Here is an 18,011-nt window from a genome sequence, read left to right as displayed (position 1 = left end):
TTAAGCTTTCTTGAGTAAAGTATAACAAGGGATTGCACATGAAACGTTGGAACGGTTGGGGCGAGGAGACATGCGACTTTCCGCTGCGCGATGATGCGCTGGCTTTCCTGGCCAGCCGCATCGGCCCGGGCAAGGCGGTGCAGGACGCCAGTTTTGAAGCCGCCTGCGCCTCGCTGGCGCCATCGCGCCTGCCAGAGCATCCGCTGATCGATGCCACGCCGGCCACGCGCCTGCGCAATGCGCTTGGCCAGAGCCTGCCGGACTGGCTCAAGCTGCGCTTCGGCCGCATCGGCACCGCGCCGGATGGCGTGGCCTTTCCAGAAAGCGCGCAGCAGGTGCGCGAGCTGATTGGTTTCGCGCAGAAAAACGGCGTCTCGCTGATCCCGCAGGGTGGCGGCACCAGCGTCGCCGGCCACCTGACGGCGCCTGGCGGCGACAAGCCAGTGCTGGCGGTGAACATGACGCGCATGGGGCGCCTGCATTACCTGGACAAGCAATCGCAGCTCGCCACTTTCGGCGCCGGCGTGCTGGGACCGGACCTGGAGGCGCAGCTGCGCGCCCACGGCTATATGCTGGGCCATTTTCCGCAATCGTTCGAATACTCCACGCTGGGCGGCTGGGTGGTCACGCGCTCGTCCGGGCAGCAATCGCTGCGCTACGGCCGCATCGAGCAGATGTTCGCCGGCGGCGTGGTGGAGACCCCTCAAGGGCGGCTGGATATCCCCACATTCCCGGCATCTGCCGCCGGCACCGACCTGCGCGAAATCGTGCTTGGTTCCGAAGGCCGCATGGGCATCCTGACCGAGGCCACCGTGCGCGTCAGCCCGCTGCCGGAATACGAAGCCTTCCATGCGGTCTTCTTCCCGGATTGGGAAAGCGCCGAAGCGGCGGTGCGCGCACTGGCGCAGTCGCGCGGCGGGCTGTCGATGCTGCGCCTGTCGAATCCTTTGGAAACGGTGACGATGCTGGCGCTGGCCGGGCACAAACGGCTGATTGGCCTGCTCGAAGGCTGGCTCAAACTGCGCGGCTGCGGTGAAGGCAAATGCATGCTGATGCTCGGCGCCAGCGGACCGCGCAAGCAGGCCCGCGCCGCATTGCGCAGTGCGATCGCCACCTGCCGCGGCTTCAAAGGCGTGCATGTCGGCCGCCGCATGGGCGAAAAGTGGAAGGAAGGGCGTTTCCGCAACGTCTACCTGCGCAACGCCGCCTGGCAGCACGGCTATGTGATCGACACGGTGGAGACAGCAGTCGACTGGCCGCGCGTGGCGCTGATGATGCGCGCCGTCGAAGCGGCGGCTACCGGCGTTCTGGGCGGCATGGGCGAGAAGGTGCACACCTACACCCACCTGTCGCACCTGTACGCACAGGGCGCCAGCGTGTACACCACTTTCGTGTACCGCCTGGGCGGCGACTACGAGACCGACATGGCGCGCTGGAAGGCGCTCAAGCACGCGGTCAGCATGGCCATTGTCGATAACGGCGGCACCATCAGCCACCAGCACGGCGTCGGCAGCGACCACGCTCCCTATCTGGCGGCGGAGAAAGGCGCGGCCGGCATGGCGGCCATGCAGGCGCTGTTCTCGCACTTCGACCCGCAAGGCATCATGAACCCGGGCAAGCTGTTGCCGGCGGGGCAGGCGGCATGACGCCGGCTCCGCACTGGGCGCCCGGCGGCCGCACGCAAGCTGCCGACCTGCTGGCGCGGGAGTGGGACCTGCTGGTGGTCGGCGGCGGCATTACCGGCGCCGGCATCCTGCTGGAGGCCGCGCGGCGCGGTTTGCGCGCCCTGCTGGTCGAACAGCGCGATTTCGCCTGGGGCACGTCAAGCCGCTCTTCCAAACTGGTCCACGGCGGCCTGCGATACCTGAAGGAGGGCCAGTTCGCCTTGACCCGCGAATCCGTGCACGAACGCGACGCCTTGCTGCGCGACGCACCCGGGCTGGTCGAACCGCAAAGCTTCGCATTCGGCGATTACGAAGGACGCAAGCCGGGACGGCGCGCCTTCCTGCTTGGCCTGGCCATCTACGACCGCATGGCCGGCCAGCGTGCGCGCCACTACTTCAGTGCGCAGGAATTCCTCGCCATGGCGCCGCACATCCGCACCGACGGCCTGCAAGGGGGGATCTGCTACCAGGACGCCAAGACCGACGACGCACGCCTGGTCATGCGCGTGCTGCATGAAGCGCAAGCCCATGGCGGCGCTGCGCTCAATTACTGCGCGGTGCAATCGCTCGTTCGCGACGGCGGCGAAGCCGCGGCAGCCGACGCGCAAGCGGGGCGTGTGCGCGGAGCCGTAGTGCGCTGCGCGGTCAGCGGCAACACGCACCAGGTGCGGGCCAAGCTGGTGGTGAACGCGACAGGCGCATGGGCCGACCGCCTGCACGGCAAAGCGGCCGCGCGCCTGCGCCCCCTGCGCGGAAGCCACCTCGTGCTGCCGGCCTGGCGCTTGCCGCTGGCGCAGGCAATCAGCCTGATGCACCCGCGCGACGGCCGCCCGGTGTTTGCCTTTCCATGGGAGGGCGTTGCCATCGTCGGCACCACCGACGTCGACCACCGCAGCGACCTGCAGCAGGAAGCCGCCATCACGCAGGAAGAAACCGACTACCTGATGGAAGCCCTGCGCGACCAGTTCCCAACGCTGTCGCTGAACGAGGACGACGTGCTGGCCACTTACGCCGGCGTGCGTCCGGTGATCGACACCGGCAAGGCCGATCCGTCGAAGGAAGCGCGCGACCACGTGCTGTGGCAGCAGGAGGGACTGCTTACCGTCACCGGCGGAAAACTGACCACGTTCCGCGCCATCGCGCTGGACGTGCTGCGGCACGCTGCCGCGCAGCTGCCGCACTGGCAAGCGGACCTGGGCCAGTGCGCCATCTTCGCGCCGGCACCGGAGCCCGCGCTTGCAGCGTCCAGGGGCCTGTGCTTGGCTCACGGCCAGGCAAGGCGCTTGCAGGGCCGCTACGGCGCCCAGGCCGCCGCGCTGGCGGGCGCCGCGCAGGAAGGCGAGCTCGAAGAAATTCCCGGCACGGAAACGCTGTGGGTGCAGCTGCGCTGGGCCGCCCGCCACGAATCCGTGCAGCACCTGGAAGACCTGATGCTGCGCCGCAGCCGCCTGGGCATCCAGCTGGCGCACGGCGGTGCAGCCGTGCTGGCCCGCGTGCGCGCCATCTGCCAGCCCGAACTTGGCTGGAACGACCAGCGCTGGGCTGCCGAAGAAGCGGCATATCTGGCATTATGCCGATCAAACTACAGCCTGCCGAAAGCACGCGCATGAGCAAATACCTTCTTTCCATCGACAATGGCACGCAAAGCGTGCGCGCGCTGCTGTTCGACCTGCAGGGAAACCTGGTCGCCAAGACCCAGGTGCACCTGCAGCCAGCCTACTATTCCGAGCAGCCCGGCTGGGCCGAACATAAGGCGGAAGGCTACTGGGATGCCGTATGCGCCGCCTGCCAGCGCCTGTGGACCGTCACCGACATCGCGCGCGAGGAGATTGCCGGCGTGGCGGTAACGACGCAGCGCGGCACCGTGGTTGCTGTCGATAGCGACGGCAAGCCGCTGCGCGGCGCCATCACCTGGCTCGACCAGCGCCGCACGGAACAGGTACCGCCGATCAGCACATTGTGGAAGGCCGCCTTCAAACTGGCCGGCGTGGACGGCACCATCGACTACTTCCGGCGCGAAGCGGAAGTGAACTGGATCAAGGCGCACGAACCGGGGCTGTGGGACCGCACCCACAAATTCCTGCTGCTCTCCGGCTACCTGAACTACTGTTTGAGCGGCCGCTACACCGACTCCATCGGCTCGCAAGTCGCCTACATGCCGTTTGACTACAAGCGCCATGCCTGGGCCGGCGCGCGCGACTGGAAATGGCAGGCGCTGGCCGTACGTCCCGACCAATTGCCCGAGCTGGTGCAGCCGGGAACCGTGATCGGCGGAATCAGCGCCGCCGCGTCCGCAGCGACCGGGATCCCGCAAGGCGTACCGCTGGTGGCTGCCGCCGCCGACAAGGCCTGCGAAGTGATTGGCGCGGGTGGACTGGAGCCGCATATCGGCTGCCTGAGTTACGGCACCACCGCCACCATCAACACCACCACCAGCAAATACGTCGAAGTCACGCCCTTCATACCGCCATACCCAGCGGCGCTCCCCGGCGCCTACAGCACCGAGGTGCAGATCTTCCGCGGCTACTGGATGGTGAACTGGTTCAAGGAACAATTCGGCCACCTCGAACAATCGGCGGCGGTGGAACAGGGCATGGCCCCGGAAGCCTTGTTCGACCGCCTGGTGAACGAAGTGCCGCCGGGCTCAATGGGCCTGATGCTGCAGCCGTACTGGAGTCCTGGAATCAGGATCCCCGGCCCGGAAGCCAAAGGCGCCATGATCGGTTTTGGCGACGTGCACACGCGCGCGCACATGTACCGCGCCATCCTGGAGGGCCTGGCCTACGCCCTGCGCGAAGGCCGCGAGCGCATAGAAAAACGCAGCGGAACGAAGATCACGGAACTGCGCGTAGCAGGCGGCGGCTCGCAAAGCGACGCAGCGATGCAGCTGACCGCCGACATCTTCGGCCTGCCCGCCGCGCGCGCGCACGTGTACGAGACGAGTGGCCTGGGCGCCGCGATCGCCATCGCCGCCGGACTGGGCCTGCACAAGGACTTCAACGCGGCCATCAGCGCCATGACGCGCAAAGGCCGCGTCTTCCTGCCCGATCCAGCGCACCGCAAGACCTACGACCAGCTCTACCACCGCGTCTACCTGAAGATGTACAAGCGCCTGCAACCGATGTACGCCGAAATCGCCGACATCACCGGCTACCCCGAAAAGCTTTAACGGAAAAAGTCGGCGGCGGAAAAAGGGGACGTACCCCTTTTTCGCGCAGCGAAAAAAGGGGTACGTCCCCTTTTTCTACCGCCGACTTCTCATTCAGCGTTTGGCGAGGGCGGCGCGGGCGGCTTCGATGGCGGTGGTGGGCGGGCGCGTGGCGCGCACCTGGTTGCGGCCGTCTTCCTTGGCGGCGTACATGGCGCGGTCGGCGGCGACGAACAGCGATTCGATGTTGTCCGTCGGGGTGGGGCAGAGTGTCGCTACGCCGATGCTGACCGTGATGTGCGGCGAGGTCGCGGAGCGCGGGTGCGGAATGTGCAGCGATTCGACGTGGGTGCGGATCGATTCGGCCATCTGGTAGGCCGAGTCGGCGTCGGTTTCGGCGAACAGCAGTACGAATTCTTCACCGCCGTAGCGCGCTGCAAGGTCGGTCACGCGCAGGGCGTGGGCGCTGATCGCTTGCGCGACCTGCTGCAGGCATACGTCGCCCTGGGCGTGGCCTAGCGTGTCGTTGAACAGCTTGAAGTGGTCGACGTCGAGCACCACCAGCGACAGCGGTGCGCCGGTGCGCATGGCGCGCTGCCATTCCTTTTCCAGGAAGGAGTCGAAGTGGCGGCGGTTGGCGATCTTCGTCAGCGGGTCGATCATGGCCGCGCGCTGCAGCGCATCTTCCGAAAGCTTGTGGTGGGTGATGTCGTGCAGCAGGCCGATGAACAGCGGCTGGCGCAGGAACATCGGCGTCAGCGTCAAGTCCATGCACACGGATTTGCCGGTGCGGTGGCGGATGATCACTTCGCGCGTGCCGTGGCTGTGCGCCGCTTCGGGATTGGCGGCGTAGCGCGCAAAGTAGTCCAGGTATTCGCCGGCGACCAAAGGGTTGAGCAGGTCGGAAATCGACTTTCCCGCCAGCTCGTGCGACATGTAGCCGAGGTACTGGTCGCAAGCCGGGTTGGTGAACTGGATGCGGCCATCGGCTTCGATGATCAACAGGCCTTCGGCCATATTGTTGACGATGGTGCGCAGCCGTTCCGATTGTTCTTGCTGCGTTTCGGTGGCGAAGCGGATCTGCAGCTGCGTGCGCACGCGCGCGCACACTTCCGCCATGCGCAGCGGCTTGCCAATGTAGTCGACGGCGCCCAGTTCGAAGCCGGTCACCACGTCTTCCTGCTCGTTGCGGGCGCTCATGAACAGCACCGGAATATCTTCGGTGGCAGGATGGGATTTGAGCTGGCGGCAGGTTTCGAAGCCGTCCATGCCGGGCATGATCACATCCAGCAGGATCAGGTGCGGGTGCACGCGGCGCGCGATTTCCAGCCCCCGTTCGCCGGAGTTGGCGACATACGTTTGATAACCCTGCTCGACCATCAGCTTGCGCAGGACCGAGAGGTTGTCCGGCGCATCATCAACAATCAATATCACAGCGTCACGCCGTGGTGTAAAGCTGGTACCGCCTTGATTCATGCTGACTGGAGGTAAGTAGGATATGCCGTTGATAATACCGTGTTGCCAAGTGGAATTGTAAAAATTCAAGGAAGGTTTTGCCTAAAAAAGACGTTGAATTAATGAAAGTTGATCAAAGTTTCCGGAGACCCAAGGAATTATGTGACATTTTGTGTATATTGAGACATTTTTGTTGATCAAAAATTAACGCCATTTGACCCAAGTAATCGGCGTGTCATAATCGGTTGCAACGATAGGGATACCGGGAGGGCAGGATGCTGAATCGATGGTTATTGGCCCTGATGCTGGCCTGGCCTTGTCTCCCGGCGCTGGCGGACAAGATCGCAGCACCGGAGTGTCCGGCGCGGCCCATCGTGGTTGGTCTCTACGAGTTCGGCAACTTCTATCGCGCTGGCGTCGGCCTGGACAAGGACCTGGCGGAAGAACTGCGCAAGCGAAGCGGCTGCATTTTCTCCTACAAAATCATGCAGCGGCGCGCGATATGGCCGGCCTTGCAAAGCGGCAGCGTGGACATGACTTTTTCCGCTGCGGCCACGCCGGAGCGTTTGGTGTTCGCCTGGGCCGAGCCTTATATGTGGGTGAGGAATATGCTGGTGCTGCGCAAGGAGGGCAGCGGCGGCGTGCATTCGCTGGCGGATTTCATCGCCGATCCAAACCTGCGGCTGGGCCATGGGCGCGCTTATGCCGCAGGGCCGCCGTTTGAGGATTTCGTCGCGCAGTTGCGCAATATCGGCCGGGTGGAGGACGTGGACGATTCCGATCGCCTGTACGCCATGTTCAAGGCCGGGCGCTTCCAGGCGCTGCTGGCGCCGAAGATGGTATACGGCAGCTACCTGAAGGACGAAATTGCGGCGGGCACGGTGCGGGTCGAGGATTGGGGCGCGGCCAGGCAGAATATTCCGACCAACCTGATGATGGCGAAAGTGCGCTTCAGCGCCGAGGAGTCGCGGCGCTGGGGCGCTTTGCTCAAAGAGATGCGCGCCGACGGCACCCTGCTGCGCATGATCGCCCGCTACGTTGGGCCGGAGGATGCGGGCAGGATGCTGGCGCAGGTTCCCTGACATTTATCGCCTGAGCGTTGGCGGTGCGTAGGCCTCTGTTCGCGCCAGTTCCTCGCGTGTGAAACTGGCGCGTGCGTCGTCGCAGCCGATGTTGGCGGCACACGCTGCCTGCAGGGCTTCCACGCGCCGGCGCCAGCCGTTTTCCGCCGCTTCCATGCGTGCCAACGCGTCCACTTGCGCGGCAGGCATGCTTGCGCTGCGCAGGCGGTGGACTTCCTGTTCGCCTTTGCCACGGCGGCGTGCTTCACGTACGGCGGCCTCGGTTCTCGCGAGGGCGCTGGCCGCTGCGCCGCGCGCGTCAGGCGGCGCTGTCGTGGCATCGGGCGCCCCTTCCACGAGCGAAACGATGGACGCGGTGTTTGCCGCAGCGGCCGTTGAACGCGCGTCCCTGGCTGCGCCGGCGCCGACGGCAGCTGACGCGGCGGGCGAGGACGCTGGCGTGGGCACAGGCACGCTGGCAGCGGCCCGCCACAGCGCGGCCGCTGCGACGGCCGCTGCGATGAGGATCGTAGCGCGCACGATCAAAGCCCGCCAATGATGCCGAGCAGGTTGTCGTAGATCGGATAAACCGCCCACGATGGCGAGTCCCATCCGATCACGTCGAAGTGGTCGTACTGGTCGTAGTAGCCGATGTAGTTCCAGGTCCCTTTCTGCGGCGTGCCGTCAAAGTAGCGCAACGGCTGGCCCGAAGGTCCGTGCATCGAATTGGTATTCACCACGCCATCGTTGGGGTACCAGTCCGCACCGCGCGAAGAACCCATGCCGCGCTGCAGGATCGACGGCACGACCCATTCGCCGGCTGTATTCTTCAGAAAGAAGATCATGTCGTTGCGCGCGTACTGGTAATCGCTGTTCTGGAACGGCGCGATCACGCGGTCGGTGTTGTTGCAGCACCAGCTGCCTTGCTCGGTGGCGCGTGAGCCGATGGAGAAGTAGTAGACGTTGGGCGACGTCTTCACCCAGCCGTTCAACTCGGTCGCGCCATCGGGAGCGAGGTCCCACTGGGCGGCATCATGGTTGGCCAGTTGCCAGAACGGGGACGCATGCGTACGGTCGATGAAGTCGCCGATTGATTCGGCCGGTCCTTGCGCCATTCCGAATTGCTCGAGACGGAATTTGTAGCCCGAGCCGCCGGAGCCTCCCAGCCCCGCCACCTGCACGATGCTGCCCGCAAGCTCCGACACCTTCGGTACGAAATCCACCACCACATCGCGCAGTGTGGTGCCGTTGTGCGGTGAAGAAATGGAGGTCGCGCTCTTGACCCAGCCTGTTTTGCCGCCCGCGTACAAGGCGCCACTGCCTTCACTGCCGGCGCCGTTGGGTGCGCCGTTTTCAAGCAGCTGGATCAGGGTGCGGATCGTTTGGCCTCCCTGGCTGTGCGATACCAGGTGCACCGGGTGCTGCGCGTCCCATTGCGGGTATAGCGCGAGCGGGTAATTGTTTGGATTGTTGGCCGGATCGGCCGCCCAGCATTTGCCGGCCGGTTTCTGGATATGGCCTGCTGCCGCATTGTCCGCCGTATGCCGCGCGCCATAGTCGGCGCAACCGCCCTTGATCTGGTAATACAGTTCCACCGCACGGTCCCAGTTGGAGCTGACCGGGCCGACGCCGGCAACAAACACGGGCCGCTGCGACTCGCGGATATGTCCTGCAATATCGTTGAAGCCGCCCCAGTATTTGAAGCCGGTGGCGGCGAAGGTTTCCGGACCAAAGCCCAGGAAGCCGTGCACCAGCACGACCGGATCGCTATTCGCGGCATAGCTGGATGACGACGCCGCCAGGCAGGCGGCAAGGGTGATTTTCGATAGCACTTTCATGCGGGTGTCTCCCGTGGTTATTGTGTGATTTCATTTCACCACGTGGAGATTGCGCACGGTTGCGGGACAAGCATGCCTGCGGAGCCAATCGCAATGCACCGCGAGCCAAAGGGCCCGGTTTAATCCAGCCCTGAAAGGATTGCCATCAGCTTGTCGTACATCTTCAGCGACTTCGCCGAATTGGCGCCCCAGCCGATCACGGCAAAGTGATCGAAGCCCGGCATGGCATCGAGCTGGTTCCATACGCCCTTGACGGGTTGCCCGTTGAGCGGCTGGATCGTGCTGCCCTCCGGCCCGGCCATGCTGATGGTGTTTACCACGCCGTCGTTGGCGAACCAGCGTGCGTCGGTTGGCACGCGGCCTGGCGCGGTCTGCTGGAAAGACCCCATGCCGGGTTTGCCGAAGGAGGGCAGGACCCACTCACCCGCCATGCCTTGCAGGAGGACGGTCATGTCCTTGCGCGCGGCATGCGCACTGATCGAGAAATAGTAGACGTTGGGCGAAGTCTTCACCCAGTTGTTCAATTCCCTGGCCCCGTCGGGCGACAGCTCCCATTGCGCGGAGTCGTGGTTGTCCAGGCTCCAGAACGGGTGGTTGCGCGTGCGCTCGAAAAAGCTTGTGACCGATTCGGATGGCGCGGCGCCAACGCCGTATTGTTCGAGGCGGAACTTGAAGCCGTTCCCGCCGGAGCCGCCGGTCCCCATCGCCTGCACCGCCAGGCCCGCGAGGGTCGATGCGCTCGGCAGCCAGTTGACGACGATATCGCGCAGCGTGGTGCCGTTATGCGGCGTAGCGATGGTGGTGGCGCTGATGACCCAGCCGCAGCGGCCGCCCTTCAGCAGCTCGTCCTGCGGCACGCAATGCGGATCGGACTCGCCGGGCTTTTCCAGCAGCTGGATCAGGGTGCGGATGGTTTGCCCGCCCTGGCTATGCCCGACCAGGTGGATGGGATGCGCTGCGTCCCACTGCGGATACAGTGCGAGCGGATACTTGTCTGGATTATTGGATGGGTCGGCCGCCCAGCATTTACCGGCGGGCTTGGCCTGTTCCACTGCGATGGTATTGCGTGCGGTGTGTTCGGCGCCGTAATCGACGCAGCCGCCTTTGATCTGGTAATACAGCTCGATAGCGCGGTCATAGTTCGAACTGACCGGTCCGACACCGGCGGTGAACACGTCGCGGCCGCTGTTGGCAGCAAGGTGCTGTGCGATATCGTTAAAACCGCCCCAGTAGCGGAAATTGCCGCCCAGCGTAGCGTGGTCAAAGCCAAGGAAGCCGTGCACCAGGACGATAGGGGGCTTGCCGGCAGCGTGTGCGCTGCCGGCGGCCAGGCATGCCGCGAGGAGTAGCCTCGAAAAGGTCTTCAACCTGCGCGGAGCCGGATTACATGCGGGCTTTGATCAGCTTGCCCAGCACCTCGATGCCGGCGCGGATGCGTTCCGGCGGCACGGTCACGAAGGACAGGCGCAGGGTGTTGGTGGCTGGCTCGTTGGCGTAGAACGGTGCGCCCGGCACGAAGGCGATCTTGTTCTTGATCGCTTCGTCCAGCAGTTCCATCGCGTTGATGTGCTTTGGCAGCTCGACCCAGATGAACATGCCGCCATCCGGTTTGGTCCAGGTGGCTTCTTTCGGGAAGTGCTGGTCCATTGCATCCAGCATGGCCTTGCACTGGTTGCCGTACAATTCGCGGATGGTCGGGATGTGCTTGTCCAGGAAGCCGTCCTTCACCACTTCGTGCACGACCATCTGGGTCAGTTGCGCGGTGTGCAGGTCGGCCGCCTGCTTGGCCAGTTCCAGGCGGCGCACCATCGGCAGCGGCGCCACGACATAGCCCAGGCGGATGCCAGGGGTCAGCACTTTGGAGAAGGAGCCCATGTAGATCACGCCTTCCGGATTCATGGCGATCATCTTCGGGCTAGGCTGGCCGGAGTAGGACAGGGCGCCGTATGGATCGTCTTCGATCAGCGGCAGGTTCAGGCGGGCGCAGGTTTCCACCAGTTGCTGGCGGCGCTCCACCGACAGCGAGCGGCCAGTCGGGTTCTGGAAGTTAGGCAGTGCGTACAGCAGGCGCGCGCCATCGGCGATGCCGTCCAGCGCCGATGGGATCAGGCCATGCTCGTCGGATGGAACGGAATGGAATTCAGGACGGTACACCGAGAACGCCTGCAGCGCGCCCAGGTAGGACGGGGTCTCCACCAGCACTTTGCTGCCTTCGTCGATCAGCACCTTGCCGATCAGGTCCAGCGCCTGCTGCGAGCCCGACACCATCAGCACCTGTTCCGGCGAAATCTTGGCGCCGTTCTGGGACAGCGAATCGGCGATCCACTGGCGCAGCGGCATGTAGCCGTCGGTCGGGCCGTATTGCAGGGCGACTTTGCCGTTGGTCGACAGCACCTTGTCGAACGCTGCCTGCATGATCTCCACCGGGAAGGTGGCTGGCGATGGCAGGCCGCCGGCGAAGGAGGTGATCTCAGGCTGCTGCGTGACCTTCAGGATTTCACGGATGAAGGAGGCCTGCATGCCTTTGGCGCGCTCGGAGAAATGCCACTGCAATGGGTTTGGGGTCTCGATTTTCATTTTCAATACTCAGGATAATTAAGCGATTTCTGCGATCATTTCGATTTCGACGCAGGCGCCGAGCGGGATCTGGGCCACGCCGAAAGCGGAGCGGGCGTGCTTGCCGGCGTCGCCGAACACTTCGCCCAGCAGCTCGGAGCAGCCGTTGGTCACCAGATGCTGCTCGGTGTAATCAGGGGTGGAATTCACCAGGCTCATGACCTTGACGATGCGCTTGACGCGGGTCAGGTCGCCGCCGCAGGCTTCCTGCAGGGTGCCCAGCATGGCGATGGCAATGGAGCGCGCTGCCTGCTTGCCTTCTTCGGTCGAGATATTCTTACCCAGCTGGCCTACCCAAGGGGTGCCGTCGGCCTTTTTCGCGATGTGGCCGGACAGGAAAACCTGGTTGCCGGTTTGTACATGCATGACATAGGCGGCTACCGGGGCGGCTGGCGCGGTCAGGGTGATATCGAGCGACTTCAGTTTTTCGTAGACAGACATGTGATTTCCAAGAAAAAGGTTCCGTGAAAACGCTATTGTACTCTGCGCGTTGCCGAATTCGTCACGGTCAACGGGCGACTTTCATGCGTTTTCCTGCGCCGACGACGGCAATTACGGCAAAAGTGAACAGAATATGCTCAATTTGCAAAGTTTCGTTCAGGACCAGGGCAGCTGCCACCAACGATAATCCGGGCTGCGCCAGCTGCACCTGGCCGACCCGCGCCACGCCGCCCAGCGCCATGCCGCGGTACCAGAAAAAGAAGCCGATAAACATGGAGAACACGGAGACGTAGCCGAAGCCTAGCCATGCGCTGGCCGTTGCGGCGGTCATCGTGGGCCAGTCACGCCAGACCAGCCAGGCGGCGGCCGGAGCCGCGACCGGCAGCGACAGGACCAGCGCCCAGCCGATCACCTGTTCGCCGCCCATGGTTTGCGACTGCCGCCCGCCTTCCGCATACCCCATGGCAGCCAGCGCCACGGCGGCGAAGACGGCCAGGTCGGCGCCATGCAGTCCGCCGCCGGATTGTCGCAGCGCGAAGCCGATGACCAGGGCGCTGCCGGCGGCCGCCATCATCCAGAAGCCGGCGGACGGACGTTCGTGGCCGCGCAACGCGGCGAACAAGGCGGTGGCCAGCGGCAGGATGCCGACCAGTACAGCACCGTGGGAAGCGGGCAGGGTGCGCATGGCGATGGAGGTCAGCAAGGGGAAGCCGATCACGCAGCCGATAGTGACGGCCAGGAGTGACGGCAACTGGGCGCGCGACGGCAAGGCGGCGCGCTTCCAGTGCAGCCAGCACAGGGCCAGTACAGCAGCTGCCACGGCGCGGCCCATGGCCACGAAGACTGGATCGAGCCCGGCCACCGCCAGCCGGGTAAATGGCAAGGTCAAGCTGAAGATGGCGACGCCGACGAAGCCCAATAGCATGCCTTTTGCTTCGTTTGACAAACCCGGTAAACCAGGGTCAGACCCAAGGGTCTGACCCATCCTCGGCAGGCTGCGCAGACCGGGTCTGACCCTTGGGTCAGACCCGGGTTTACCGGGTTGGCAGTCCACCTCCCACCCCGGCAAATCATGTGAATACGGCGTCATGGCAGCACCTCTGACAAAACCCGCATGATCTTCTCCGCATCCACATTCGCGCCGGTCAGCGGCAGGCCGACCCTGCACCCCGCCACACGCGCATCGTGTTTCAGCCGCAAAGCCGCCGCCAGCGCCGCCGCCCCCGCGCCCTCGGCCAGGTTGTGCGTCGCCCGGTAATACAAGCGTATCGCCCGCGCCACCTCCTCATCGCTGACTTCAATTACATCATCCGCATAGCGGCGCACAACCTCCAACGATTCACGATCTGGTGTACGGCAAGCCATGCCATCCGCCAGCTCCGTGGTAGCCGGCGCCTCGCGCAGTTCACCGCTACGGAAGGACTCCAGGTAAGCCGGAGCATGGCTCGACACCACCCCGATCACGCGCGTGCGCAAGCCCAGCGCCTCGCGCGCCGCAATCGCCGCAGCAAAGCCTGATCCCATGCCGATCGGCACAAATACCGTATCCAGCGCAGGCTGCGCATGGAACAGCTCCATCCAATAGCTCGCCACGCCAGCCACCAGGTCCTGATGGTAGGACGGCACCATGTGCAGGCCTTGCTTGCGCGCCAGCGACAGCGCATATTCGCGGCTGGCCTGGAAATCGTCACCGAATTCGATCAGGTCCGCCCCGAGGCCGCGCATGGCGGCGTTCTTTTCCACGCTATTGCCATGCGGGACCACGATGGTCACCTTCACCCCGTGGCGGCGTGCAGCAAACGCCAGCGACTGCCCATGGTTGCCGCGCGTGGCCGATATGATCCCGCTGACGCCTGGCTCGCGTTTCAGCAAGCCAGCCAGGTAAACCAGGCCGCCACGCACTTTGAAAGCGCCGGTTGGCGTATGGTTTTCATGCTTGACCCAGGCATCCGTACCCAGCGCCTCGTTCAACAGAGGCCAGGAAAACTGCGGCGTGGCCGGCATGGCGCCATACACGATGGTGGCAGCAGCGTCGAGTTCAGCACGGGTTGGCAGCAGGGTCATGGCAAGGCTCCTTTAATCACTGGAAGTTTGACGGGGATGGGTGTATCGTAGAATAAGTAACCAGTACAGTACCAATACACTTGCACGGATAATTTCACGCACTGTGATGGTGATATGACCAATACAATCCTCCTGTCCCGCGAAGGCGGCGAGTCGCTCAGCGACCAGATCGTGCGCAGCGTCGCCGCCCGCATCGACGACCGCGTGCTGCGCGCCGGCACGCGCATGCCATCGATACGCCACTTCGCCACGGCGCACGGCGTATCGCCGTTCACCGTGGTCGGCGCCTATGACAAGCTGGTGGCGCGCGGCTATCTCGAATCGCGGCGCGGCGCCGGCTTCTTCATCCGGGATCGCGCACCGTTGCAGGCGCCCCAGCCAGCCCCGGAGGCCGGCCTGGCGCAGCCCGAAGGTTCGCAGGGGCTGGACGTAGTCTGGCTGGTGCGGAATATGTTCCGGACCGTGCCGCACCAGCACATGCCCGGCACCGGCGTGCTGCCGGCGGACTGGCTGGACGGCGTGGCAATTGGCAACGCGCTGCGCGCCATCAGCCGCCAGCACAGCAGCATCCTGCTGAATTACGGCGTGCCGCAAGGCTATTTGCCGCTGCGTCAGCACTTGCAGCACAAACTGGCGGAGCTCGAAATCGGCGCCACGCCGGAGCAGATTGTCACCACGGCCGGCGTCACGCAGGCGATCGACATGGTGGCGCGAGAATTCACCCGCCCCGGCGACACGGTATTCGTGGATGACCCGGCCTGGTTCCTGATGTTCGGCTCCTTCGCCGCACTGGGCGCGCGCGTGGTCGGCATTCCGCGCCTGGCCGACGGTCCCGATCTCGCGCAGCTGGCCGAACTGGCCGCGATCCACAAGCCCAAGCTGTACGTAATCAACTCCGTGCTGCACAACCCGAGTTCGACTTCGCTATCGGCGGCAAAAGCCTTCCAGATCCTGCGCATCGCGGAGGAGCACAACATCACCATTGTGGAAGACGATATCTACTGCGACCTGCATCCCGGCAGCAGCGTACAGCCTGCCACGCGCATGGCGGCGCTCGACCAGCTGAAACGCGTGATCTACCTGGGGGGCTTTTCCAAGACCATGGCTGCCAACCTGCGCGTCGGCTTCATCGCTACATCGGAAGAAATGGCGCTGCGCCTGGCCGATCGCAAGATGCTGCAAACCCTCACCACCAGCGACATCGGCGAACGCGTGGTGCACAAGGTGCTGTCGGAGGGCAGCTACCGCAAGCACACGGAACGTATCCGCACGCGCCTGGATGGCCTGCGTGCGCGCACCGTGCGCCAGCTGGAGAAAACCGGCATGCGCATCGCCAGCGCGCCACCGGCAGGCATGTTTGTGTGGGTGGACGCGGGGAGGGATACCAATGTGCTGACCGAGAAGGCCATGGGGCAGGGCTTGCTGCTGGCGCCCGGCAGCCTGTTCTCGCCAAGCCAGCTGCCGTCGCAGTTCATGCGCCTGAACATCGCCGCGCTGCAGGCACCGGAGATCTGGCGTTTCCTGCAAAAAGAGCTGACCTAGGAGTTGCCGCAAGCTTTTGTGGCGCCCTAGCTGCCCTCTTTGCAATCATGCGTTAGCATGCAGTTGCGCCGCTGGAACCGCCGATTTGGCGATGCCCGCAGCGCACGCTGGCTCCTTAGTTGATTCGAGTACTAGAAGGGGTTACGGTTCCACCTGGAGTGGTTACTGTTACATTGAAGGTGCCTGTTGCCGTTCCTGAACAAGGAATAGTTACAACATAGGTAGGATGGAAAATTACTCCCCCTACAGGCAAGATCACGCTCGGCACAGTAGCTTCTGAAGGGGATACTTGTACCGCGGTCGCTCCATAGGTGGCAGAGAACGCGATCTTTGTACCGGCTGGCATCAAAAGGTTTCTGTCATCTTTTACCGTGACTTGGACATCAGTCGAAGTACCCGTACACGAGATGGGCGACGGAGTCACCGTTATCTGTGCATGGCTGGATGAGAATTGCATCACAAAAGACGTTGAGATGTATTGTGCCTGTGGGCTTGGCTGTTGCGGAATCCTCAGCACGCCGTTGTATTTCAGATCCCCTGGCGTGGTACAGGTTCCGTTGGTGTTGGGTCCGATGCACGGTTCCCCTGCCGACAAGAGTCCATCCTCATTGTCGTCCCGGAAAATGTCGGGCGATAGGTCATCGCCGGGGACGTTGAAGCCATCAATGCCGTCGTTGAACGTGTTGTTGTTGTTTTTGTCGAGGAAGTTTTCTTCTCCGAGCGCGTAGGCCAAGATGGTTACGCGTCCGTCAAGCGGATGAGGGAATGATGAGTAGAGAGGCACCGAACATAATCCGTTGACTGTCTGGCAAGAGTCAATAATCATCCCTCCTTCGGTGGTGAAGTTGACGACCGTCCCGTCCGTGACTTGGTTGCCGAAGTGGTCTGCTAGATATGCACTCACCATTACGCATTTTCCAATGATATTCCAGCATTCGGCATTGCCGACTTCAGGTAGTACCGTGAAGTGGCGCTGGTCGGGAACGCCACTCGAAACCACGAGCAGGCTTGAAATAGTTGTGAGCAATGGCGAGCTACCTACTACCGATGCGACAACCCTTACAGAGGTCGGAATTGTGCCATCCGAAACGGTCGTTGTGACAGTGCCGTCAGCAGCGGTGGTAGCTGTTGCAGGGTTCAATTTCAGGCCACCAGTAGTGGTGGCTTGGTTGCTATCGCTGAACACAAAGCTTACGAGCTTGCCCACTACAGGGGCACCGTTCATATCAAAGACCTGGAACTTCACGGTCGAAAATTCTGGGCGCCCCACGCCACCGGTGAACTTCAACGCAATGTTAGTGGTGTCCACCCCGACGAATTTCAGCGAGCCCGCTGCTGCAGGGAGTACGACGATATCAACTGACTTCGTCAGCGTCGCGTTCGGTACCACGGCGGTCGCGGTGAGTGTATCGGTTGTGCCGCAGCCTTTATCCGTATAGCTCGCCACTGCCACACCATTTTGCGTAATCACAGGTGAACCGATCAGCGCTTTGCCGGACTTGGTACAGATCGATGTGAAGGCGACGGAAACCGGAGACGTGTAATTGGTGCTGCCGTTCTTGATGGACAGTGTGACGCTCGCGTTGGCGCCTGCTGGTACTGTCGACGGAGAAACGATAATGTCGCTCGTCGTCAGGACAGGGAAAGAGACCGTGTAGCTCTTGGTTGCTTTCACTGTCGATGAGCCTATCACGCTACTCGCGGTCAGCGTGAATGCTCCGGCCTGCGTGCCTGCGGCCAACTTCAAGCTTGCCATGCCATTGCCGTCGGTAAGGGCCGTTCCGATGGCGGGTGAGAATACCCCTGTGGTATCCGAAGTTGTGAATGTGACGACATTGTTTGAAACGGCGACGCCGTTGGCATTCTTCACGACGACATTCACAGTTGCCGGTACGTCAGGAGTTAAATTCGTGAGAGCCGCTCCAGAACTGTCCTGCATGGCAAGTGTTAAGGTGCCTGAAGTAGATGTACCCGTACCTGGGGTGGTTGTGCCGCCACTACCGCTACAACTTGGCAATGAACTGGACCGCGAAGGGTCAATGTTGATGCAACCATCGTTGGTGCCACCACCGCCGCAGGCTGCTAAAAAGCCCGCCAGCAGGCAGGCGGCCAGGAAGTTTATAAAGCTTTTCATCCTCGTTTGCATCAACATGTGCGACCCCTCTTAGCGTTTGTATTGGGT

Annotated in this window: 14 protein-coding genes; 5 read left to right on the top strand and 9 right to left on the bottom strand. The window is 63.2% G+C overall.

Annotation, left to right across the window (positions count from 1 at the left end; genetic code table 11):
- Window positions 1-38: 38 nt before the first annotated feature.
- The 3 genes from GM658_RS11870 to GM658_RS11860 are packed head-to-tail and all read left to right on the top strand — an operon-like array spanning window position 39 to window position 4,833.
- Window positions 39-1,646, top strand: coding sequence for an FAD-binding oxidoreductase (locus GM658_RS11870; RefSeq protein WP_155454246.1), 1,608 nt, complete (start codon window positions 39-41; stop codon window positions 1,644-1,646).
- Entirely contained in the window at window positions 1,643-3,274 is a 1,632-nt protein-coding gene (locus GM658_RS11865) for a glycerol-3-phosphate dehydrogenase/oxidase (protein WP_155454245.1), read from the top strand. The genes GM658_RS11870 and GM658_RS11865 overlap by 4 nt, the downstream gene beginning before the upstream one ends.
- Window positions 3,271-4,833, top strand: a complete 1,563-nt coding sequence (locus GM658_RS11860) for an FGGY-family carbohydrate kinase (RefSeq protein WP_155454244.1) — start codon at window positions 3,271-3,273, stop codon at window positions 4,831-4,833. The genes GM658_RS11865 and GM658_RS11860 overlap by 4 nt, the downstream gene beginning before the upstream one ends.
- 93 nt (window positions 4,834-4,926) lie before the next feature.
- Here the strand turns inward: GM658_RS11860 and GM658_RS11855 are convergent, their stop codons facing one another.
- Complete coding sequence (locus GM658_RS11855) at window positions 4,927-6,288, bottom strand: diguanylate cyclase domain-containing protein (protein ID WP_155454243.1); 1,362 nt, start codon at window positions 6,286-6,288, stop codon at window positions 4,927-4,929.
- 254 nt (window positions 6,289-6,542) lie between these two features.
- Between GM658_RS11855 and GM658_RS11850 the strand changes: the two genes are divergently transcribed.
- Window positions 6,543-7,349 carry a substrate-binding periplasmic protein gene (locus tag GM658_RS11850; RefSeq protein WP_155454242.1) on the top strand — a complete coding sequence of 269 codons (807 nt, stop codon included), beginning with the start codon at window positions 6,543-6,545 and terminating at the stop codon, window positions 7,347-7,349.
- A gap of 3 nt (window positions 7,350-7,352) precedes the next feature.
- On the opposite strand, the gene GM658_RS11845 is transcribed toward GM658_RS11850, so the two are convergent.
- From GM658_RS11845 to GM658_RS11815, 7 genes are all read right to left on the bottom strand, one after another.
- Window positions 7,353-7,868 (bottom strand): hypothetical protein, encoded by a 516-nt coding sequence (locus GM658_RS11845; RefSeq protein ID WP_155454241.1) that lies wholly within the window; start codon window positions 7,866-7,868, stop codon window positions 7,353-7,355.
- A gap of 2 nt (window positions 7,869-7,870) precedes the next feature.
- On the bottom strand, window positions 7,871-9,166 hold the full coding sequence (locus GM658_RS11840) for an esterase/lipase family protein (RefSeq protein WP_155454240.1): 1,296 nt from the start codon (window positions 9,164-9,166) through the stop codon (window positions 7,871-7,873).
- Between the two features lie 119 nt (window positions 9,167-9,285).
- Window positions 9,286-10,533, bottom strand: coding sequence for an esterase/lipase family protein (locus GM658_RS11835; RefSeq protein ID WP_155454239.1), 1,248 nt, complete (start codon window positions 10,531-10,533; stop codon window positions 9,286-9,288).
- A gap of 16 nt (window positions 10,534-10,549) precedes the next feature.
- Window positions 10,550-11,743 (bottom strand): aminotransferase-like domain-containing protein, encoded by a 1,194-nt coding sequence (locus GM658_RS11830; protein WP_155454238.1) that lies wholly within the window; start codon window positions 11,741-11,743, stop codon window positions 10,550-10,552.
- 18 nt (window positions 11,744-11,761) lie between these two features.
- Window positions 11,762-12,223 (bottom strand): RidA family protein, encoded by a 462-nt coding sequence (locus tag GM658_RS11825; protein WP_155454237.1) that lies wholly within the window; start codon window positions 12,221-12,223, stop codon window positions 11,762-11,764.
- A 67-nt stretch (window positions 12,224-12,290) separates the two neighbouring features.
- Window positions 12,291-13,148, bottom strand: a complete 858-nt coding sequence (locus GM658_RS11820) for a DMT family transporter (protein ID WP_155454236.1) — start codon at window positions 13,146-13,148, stop codon at window positions 12,291-12,293.
- Window positions 13,149-13,309: 161 nt separating this feature from the next.
- Complete coding sequence (locus GM658_RS11815; protein ID WP_155454235.1) at window positions 13,310-14,287, bottom strand: threonine dehydratase; 978 nt, start codon at window positions 14,285-14,287, stop codon at window positions 13,310-13,312.
- 114 nt (window positions 14,288-14,401) lie between these two features.
- Between GM658_RS11815 and GM658_RS11810 the strand changes: the two genes are divergently transcribed.
- Window positions 14,402-15,829, top strand: a complete 1,428-nt coding sequence (locus GM658_RS11810) for an aminotransferase-like domain-containing protein (protein WP_155454234.1) — start codon at window positions 14,402-14,404, stop codon at window positions 15,827-15,829.
- A gap of 115 nt (window positions 15,830-15,944) precedes the next feature.
- On the opposite strand, the gene GM658_RS11805 is transcribed toward GM658_RS11810, so the two are convergent.
- Window positions 15,945-17,981 carry an Ig-like domain-containing protein gene (locus GM658_RS11805; protein ID WP_155454233.1) on the bottom strand — a complete coding sequence of 679 codons (2,037 nt, stop codon included), beginning with the start codon at window positions 17,979-17,981 and terminating at the stop codon, window positions 15,945-15,947.
- Between the last annotated feature and the right edge of the window lie 30 nt (window positions 17,982-18,011).

This window comes from Massilia eburnea, assembly GCF_009720745.1.
Classification (GTDB): Bacteria; Pseudomonadota; Gammaproteobacteria; order Burkholderiales; family Burkholderiaceae_D; genus Rugamonas; species Rugamonas eburnea.
Note: the sequence above shows the minus strand (reverse complement) of the source record. Positions and strands in the feature narration are given on the sequence as shown.

Excerpts from the sequence above, each read along its gene's own strand:
- GM658_RS11810 (WP_155454234.1), top strand. The coding sequence starts at position 14,402 with ATGACCAATACAATCCTCCTGTCCCGCGAAGGCGGCGAGTCGCTCAGC.
- GM658_RS11815 (WP_155454235.1), bottom strand. The coding sequence starts at position 14,287 with ATGACCCTGCTGCCAACCCGTGCTGAACTCGACGCTGCTGCCACCATC.
- GM658_RS11830 (WP_155454238.1), bottom strand. The coding sequence starts at position 11,743 with ATGAAAATCGAGACCCCAAACCCATTGCAGTGGCATTTCTCCGAGCGC.
- GM658_RS11850 (WP_155454242.1), top strand. The coding sequence starts at position 6,543 with ATGCTGAATCGATGGTTATTGGCCCTGATGCTGGCCTGGCCTTGTCTC.
- GM658_RS11870 (WP_155454246.1), top strand. The coding sequence starts at position 39 with ATGAAACGTTGGAACGGTTGGGGCGAGGAGACATGCGACTTTCCGCTG.
- GM658_RS11840 (WP_155454240.1), bottom strand. The coding sequence starts at position 9,166 with ATGAAAGTGCTATCGAAAATCACCCTTGCCGCCTGCCTGGCGGCGTCG.
- GM658_RS11820 (WP_155454236.1), bottom strand. The coding sequence starts at position 13,148 with ATGCTATTGGGCTTCGTCGGCGTCGCCATCTTCAGCTTGACCTTGCCA.
- GM658_RS11805 (WP_155454233.1), bottom strand. The coding sequence starts at position 17,981 with ATGTTGATGCAAACGAGGATGAAAAGCTTTATAAACTTCCTGGCCGCC.
- GM658_RS11860 (WP_155454244.1), top strand. The coding sequence starts at position 3,271 with ATGAGCAAATACCTTCTTTCCATCGACAATGGCACGCAAAGCGTGCGC.
- GM658_RS11865 (WP_155454245.1), top strand. The coding sequence starts at position 1,643 with ATGACGCCGGCTCCGCACTGGGCGCCCGGCGGCCGCACGCAAGCTGCC.
- GM658_RS11855 (WP_155454243.1), bottom strand. The coding sequence starts at position 6,288 with ATGAATCAAGGCGGTACCAGCTTTACACCACGGCGTGACGCTGTGATA.
- GM658_RS11825 (WP_155454237.1), bottom strand. The coding sequence starts at position 12,223 with ATGTCTGTCTACGAAAAACTGAAGTCGCTCGATATCACCCTGACCGCG.